Source organism: Mesorhizobium sp. P3_A9, from assembly GCF_056402975.1.
In genome coordinates this window covers 1-5617 of the sequence record NZ_JBFUGJ010000369.1, presented here as the reverse complement: position 1 = coordinate 5617, position 5617 = coordinate 1, and the positions used below count along the sequence as shown (strand labels likewise).

Sequence of the window (5617 nt, the reverse complement as noted above, 5' to 3'; positions counted from 1 at the left end):
CCCCTCTCCGTCCCGGCTTCGCCGGGCCACCTCTCCCCACTTCGTGGGGCGAGGAACCCAAATTCTGCGAAGGCAGCCCTACTCCGCAGCCACCTTGGCCATCGGGTTGTTCGGGTGCGTCGTCCAGTTGGCGTAGATCGGCGACACCGGCTTGCCGGTACGCTGGTCCATCACGCCGACCGCCAGCGGCTCCATGGTGATGCAGTTCTCGACCGGGCAGACATTGACGCACAGATTGCAGCCGACGCATTCGGCCTCGATCACCTCGAAATGCCTGACGCCGTCGACCATGCTGGTGATCGCCTGGTGGGAAGTGTCCTCGCAAGCGATATGGCAGCGGCCGCATTTGATGCAGGCGTCCTGGTCGATACGCGCCTTGGCGATGTAATTGAGGTTGAGATACTGCCAGTCGGTGACGTTGGGCGTGGCGCGGCCGACGATGTCGTCGAGCGAGGCATGGCCCTTCTCGTCCATCCAGTTTTCAAGGCCGGCGATCATCTCCTGCACGATCTTGAAGCCGTATGTCATCGCCGCTGTGCACACCTGCACATTGCCGGCGCCAAGCGCCATGAATTCGGCCGCGTCGCGCCAGGTGGTGATGCCGCCAATGCCGGAGATCGGCAGGCCGTGGGTTTCAGGATCGCGCGCGATCTCGGCGACCATGTTCATGGCGATCGGCTTCACCGCCGGGCCGCAATAGCCGCCATGCGAGCCCTTGCCATCGATTGTCGGCTGCGGCGCGAAACTGTCGAGGTCGACACCGGTGATCGAGTTGATGGTGTTGATCAGCGACACCGCGTCGGTGCCGCCGGCGTGTGCCGCGCGCGCCGGCTTGCGCACATCGGTGATGTTTGGCGTCAGCTTGGTGATCACAGGCATGCGGGTGTTGGCCTTGCACCAGCGCACCACCATTTCGATATATTCCGGCACTTGCCCGACSGCGGCGCCCATGCCGCGTTCCGACATGCCGTGCGGRCAGCCGAAATTGAGYTCGATGCCGTCGGCTTCCGTCTCCTCGACCACCGGCAGGATCGCTTTCCAGCTCTCCTCGACGCAGGGCACCATCAGCGAGACGACGATGGCTCGGTCGGGCCAGTCCTTCTTGACCTGCTTGATCTCGCGCAGATTGACCTGCAGGTCGCGGTCGGTGATCAGCTCGATATTGTTGAGGCCAAGCAGGCGGCGGTCCGCGCCCCAGATCGCGCCATAGCGCGGGCCGTTGACATTGACCACCGGCGGCCCTTCCTCGCCCAGCGTCTTCCACACCACGCCGCCCCACCCTGCCTTGAAGGCGCGGATGACGTTGTAGGCCTTGTCGGTCGGCGGCGCCGAGGCCAGCCAGAACGGGTTGGGCGATTTGATGCCGACGAAATTGTTGCGGATGTCTGCCATGGGTCTTTCTCCTCTGGCCGTGGCGGGCTTGCCGCCACCTTTGCCTATCGTAGCCGGATCATTCCTCGCATCGAAGAAAAACCGACGGCGGTTCGCCTTCGACCGTTACCGTGATCTTGTCCGGATCGCCCTTGCGCGCCTCCAGCCTGACCATTCTTTCGTCCATGCGCACGGTCTCGTCTCCGTTGAGATAGACGTTCGCGCATGAAACCGTCGTTTGTACCAGGTCGCCAGTCGGCGGCCCGGACGTCCATTGGCAGATCGTGTGCTCGTTGAAGCCGACCCCGGACGCTTCGACGAACATCCGCTCTTCACCCTGCCGGTCGCACCATTGCGTGTAGAGCCAATAGTCCGGCGAAGCCGCCGGCATTGCCGCGGTGCCGATGACGGCAGTGAGGATCGGCGCCATCATCGCAGTGCCCGGTTGATGCTCTCCGCCGCATCGCGGCCTTGCGCCACGGCCGAGACGGTCAGGTCGTCGCCACCGAAGATGCAGTCGCCGCCGGCCCAGACCTTGACCAGCGATGTCTGCCCTTCCGCATCGACCTTGATGCGGCCGGCTTCGAGCTCGATCGAGGCACCGCTGCCGTTGAGGGCGGCAGGGACAAAATTCTGGCCGATCGCAGCGAATACCTGGTCGGCAACGAGCGTCAGCGTCTCGCCGGTGCCGGCGAGCTTGTCGCCATTGAGCGCGGTGTATTCGAGTTCGATGCCCGACACCTTCCCACCTTCCGCGATCACCCGCTTCGGCTGCAGCCAGTGGCGGATGGTGACGCCGTTGGCGGCGGCCAGATCCTGTTCGAAGCCGGAAGCGTTCATGTGCTCCTGGCCGCGCCGGTAGCAGATCGTCACCTCCTCGGCGCCAAGCAGCTTCGACTGCACCGCGGCGTCGATCGCCGTCATGCCGCCGCCGATGACGACAACGCGGCGGCCGACCGGCAGGCCGGAGAGATCGCTGGCCTGGCGCAGTTCGGCAATGAACTCAACCGCATTGGTGACGCCGGCTGCATCCTCGCCATCGGCGCGCAGCGCGTTGACGCCGCCAAGCCCCATGCCGAGGAACACCGCATCGTAATTGCGGATCAGGTCTGAGAGCTGGTAGTCGCGGCCGAGCGCCTTGCCGTTCTGGATGTCGATGCCGCCGATCGCCGTGACATAGTCGACCTCGGCCTGGGCGAAATTGTCGACGCTTTTGTAGGCGGCGATGCCGTATTCGTTGAGGCCGCCGGCCTTCGGCCGCGCCTCGAGGATGGTGACGTCATGACCATGGCGGGCGAGCCGGTGCGCGGCGGCAAGGCCGGCCGGGCCGGCGCCGACCACGGCAACCGACTTGCCGGTCGCTTCCGGGCGCGGATAAAACTGCTTGTTCTCGGCCATCGCGACATCCGTGGCGTAGCGCTGCAGGCGGCCGATCTGCACCGGCTTGCCCTCGGCGATCTCGCGCACGCAGACTTCTTCGCACAGCGTCTCCGTCGGGCAGACGCGAGCGCACATGCCGCCCAGTATGTTCTGGTCGAAGATGGTCTTGGCCGACCCGATCGGATTGCCAGTCGAGATCTGGCGGATGAACAGCGGAATGTCGATCGARGTYGGGCAYGCGTTCATGCAGGGCGCGTCGTAGCAGAAATAGCAGCGGTCGGATTCGACCAGCGCCTCGTGATGATCGAGCGGCGGATGCAGGTCGGAGAAATTGTCCGCATACTGGTCGGCAGCAAGCCGGCCGCCGACGATACCTTCCTTGAACTGGCCTTCTGGCATTGTCAGTTCCCCATGTTTTCGTTTTGGGGAAGGCTAGCACGTTTTATTTTTTTATCAATTGGTCAATTTTCGGCGCAAGTCGCTGAAAAGACTGAATAAAAACATGATTTTTTTACTCATGTTATGACGCAGGCGATGGTTCTGGCAGCACCGACGAATGGCCTGGATCGACGGGCCGGCGATGGATGGCCCGGACCTCGTCCGCCACCAGTTCCTGCAACCGCCACAGATTGCGGTCATGGATGCCGAATGCTTCGAGGTGACTGACCGTGTTGTAGAGATATTCCGCGCCGGAGCCGATATGGCCGCAGGCCCTGGCCAATATGCTTGCCACCTTGTCCAGCGGCTGGCTCAGCGACGTTCCCCGGCCCTTGACGCCAACCCAGAAACCGAGCACCCGCAGCGCGCCTTGCGCCGTATGCACCGGCAGCCACCGGACCGAGCTGATGCTTTCATGGTCGCTGATCTCGCGCCGCAGCAGCCTTTCGATCTGGGCCGGTTTTTCGCCCTCCGGCAAGCGGTAGATCACTCCGTTGCAGCGTCCGCCGCGTTCGAGCGCCATCATCAGCCCCGGCTGCGTGGCACTGCCGCGCCAGCGCACCATGTCGAGGCAGAAGGAGCGGTGCCAGCCGAAGGCCGTGGCGAGCCGCTGCTCAACCGAATCGAATTCCGGCTTCCAGATCAGCGACCCGTAGGCGAACACCCAGAGCGGCCCCTCGTCTGCCTCTCCCGATAGCCGCATGGCAAGCGTCCGGAAGTCCTCGTCGTTCAGCTCCGTCCAGCTTGGGTCCGGGCCTGGATCGGCCTCTTCCCTGTGGCACAGTGCAACAAGCTCAGGCGTGAGCGACATCTTGCGCATGAACAACCCCCTTGCCGTACAGAAATCGAAAACCGCAGGGCATGCAACCGGGGAACGCATGTCATGGGCAGACATTATTGGTTGGGCGGTTGTCGGATTTCCGTCGCCAGGATCGTCCTGCGATGGATCGAACAACGATCGATGCTGAACGGTGAGGAGACCGACCATGCCGAAATCCCCGATGCCCTTCTTCTGGTACGAGCTGATGACATCAGACCTCGACACCGCCGAAGCCTTCTACACCAAGGTGGTCGGCTGGACGGCGCAGCCCTTCGACAAGGCGCCGGGCATGCCGCGCTACATCGTTGTAAATTCCGCCGAACGCGGCGTCGGCGGGCTGATGACGATGCCCGAGGACGCCGCCAAGATGGGTACGCCGCCGGCCTGGGTCGGCTATATCCACACGAAGGATGTCGATGCCGCCACGGCATCACTAACCAAGGCCGGCGGCGCCGTTCATCGCCAGCCCGACGACATTCCAGGCGTTGGCCGGTTTGCCGTCGTTGCCGATCCACAAGGCGCGACCTTCATGTTCCTGCAGCCCAACGGCCCCGACCAGCCTGTGGTGCCGGCCAGCACGCCTGGGCATATTGGCTGGCATGAGCTCTACACCAGCGATTGGAAGGCCGCGTTCGACTTCTATTCCGGCCAGTTCGGCTGGGCCAATGCCGGCGATTTCGACATGGGCCCGATGGGCATATACCAGACTTTTACGGCCGGCCCCGAATCCGGCGGCGGCATCATGAACAAGCCTGCGCAACTTCCCGTCCCGGTCTGGCAGTTCTATTTCAACGTCACAGGCATCGACGCGGCCGCCAAACGCGTCACCGACAATGGCGGCAAGATCCTGATGGGGCCGATGGAGGTTCCCGGCGGCAGCTGGATCGTGCAATGCCAGGACCCGCAAGGCGCGCATTTCGCGCTGATGGCGCCGGTGCGCTGACGAGAAGCAAAACGAGCCGGCCTTTCATCGCACCACCGATGAAAGGCCGTTTCCCCGCTTTCGCGCGCCAACTACTCCGGCGTCAGCACCGCGACCTTCAGCTCAGCCTTTTTCGCGCCGCTGATCTGGACGGTGGCCGGGCCGGCCGCGAGCTTGAAGCGCACGCTCTTGCGGATGCCGGGGCAGGTTTTCACCCCACTATAACCCGCCGACTTGATGGCCTTGCCGTCCTGAATGACATCGATCCAGGCCTCGCCGGATAGGCTTATCTGAATAGCCCCCTCGGTCGGCACCTCCACACTGGCGACGGCGCCGAACGTGCCCTCCGCCGGCGCGCGCTCGGGCGGCAGCGTAAAACCGGCTTTCTCCGCCGGGACCAGGGCCAGATCCGCGGCAGCACCCACCGCCAGCGCCGCTCCAGCCGGTGTTGCGGGCGCCGCGGCAAACAGCGCCTGTTCCCGCGTTACCGGCCATTTGAAGGCCTCGCAGCCGTCGTCCTCGGCCATGGCCAAGCTGGTGCCTGCAAGGAGTGCGAAGAGGCTGASAACGACTTTATTCATGGCAAGGGAACCCCACATTTCAGGTGTTTTTACAAATACAACCATAGCGATACAAATGCAACCCAGACGAGAACAATATCAAAGGGCGAGAACAATATCAAAGGG

At 63.6% G+C, this 5617-nt stretch carries 6 protein-coding genes; 1 reads left to right on the top strand and 5 read right to left on the bottom strand.

The genetic code is table 11. The features are described 5' to 3' along the window. Positions 1 to 78: 78 nt before the first annotated feature. From preA to AC1DX0_RS30055, 4 genes are all read right to left on the bottom strand, one after another. A complete protein-coding gene (gene preA, locus AC1DX0_RS30070) occupies positions 79 to 1392 on the bottom strand; it encodes an NAD-dependent dihydropyrimidine dehydrogenase subunit PreA (RefSeq protein WP_477221865.1) in 1314 nt (437 codons plus the stop codon). Positions 1393 to 1450: 58 nt separating this feature from the next. Beyond that, a complete protein-coding gene (locus tag AC1DX0_RS30065; protein WP_477221864.1) occupies positions 1451 to 1804 on the bottom strand; it encodes a hypothetical protein in 354 nt (117 codons plus the stop codon). Continuing rightward, positions 1801 to 3150, bottom strand: coding sequence for an NAD(P)-dependent oxidoreductase (locus AC1DX0_RS30060; RefSeq protein WP_477221863.1), 1350 nt, complete (start codon positions 3148 to 3150; stop codon positions 1801 to 1803). Before AC1DX0_RS30060 ends, AC1DX0_RS30065 begins: the two co-directional genes overlap by 4 nt. Positions 3151 to 3271: 121 nt before the next feature. Beyond that, complete coding sequence (locus tag AC1DX0_RS30055) at positions 3272 to 4009, bottom strand: gamma-glutamylcyclotransferase (RefSeq protein WP_477221862.1); 738 nt, start codon at positions 4007 to 4009, stop codon at positions 3272 to 3274. Positions 4010 to 4175: 166 nt separating this feature from the next. Between AC1DX0_RS30055 and AC1DX0_RS30050 the strand changes: the two genes are divergently transcribed. After that, positions 4176 to 4952: a VOC family protein gene (locus AC1DX0_RS30050; RefSeq protein ID WP_477358077.1), complete on the top strand. Its 777-nt coding sequence runs from the start codon at positions 4176 to 4178 to the stop codon at positions 4950 to 4952. A gap of 71 nt (positions 4953 to 5023) precedes the next feature. Here the strand turns inward: AC1DX0_RS30050 and AC1DX0_RS30045 are convergent, their stop codons facing one another. Continuing rightward, positions 5024 to 5512 (bottom strand): hypothetical protein, encoded by a 489-nt coding sequence (locus AC1DX0_RS30045; RefSeq protein ID WP_477358074.1) that lies wholly within the window; start codon positions 5510 to 5512, stop codon positions 5024 to 5026. Positions 5513 to 5617 lie beyond the last annotated feature (105 nt).

Coding starts and splice junctions, on each gene's coding strand:
- AC1DX0_RS30065 (WP_477221864.1), bottom strand. CDS start 1,804: ATGATGGCGCCGATCCTCACTGCCGTCATCGGCACCGCGGCAATGCCG.
- AC1DX0_RS30055 (WP_477221862.1), bottom strand. CDS start 4,009: ATGCGCAAGATGTCGCTCACGCCTGAGCTTGTTGCACTGTGCCACAGG.
- AC1DX0_RS30050 (WP_477358077.1), top strand. CDS start 4,176: ATGCCGAAATCCCCGATGCCCTTCTTCTGGTACGAGCTGATGACATCA.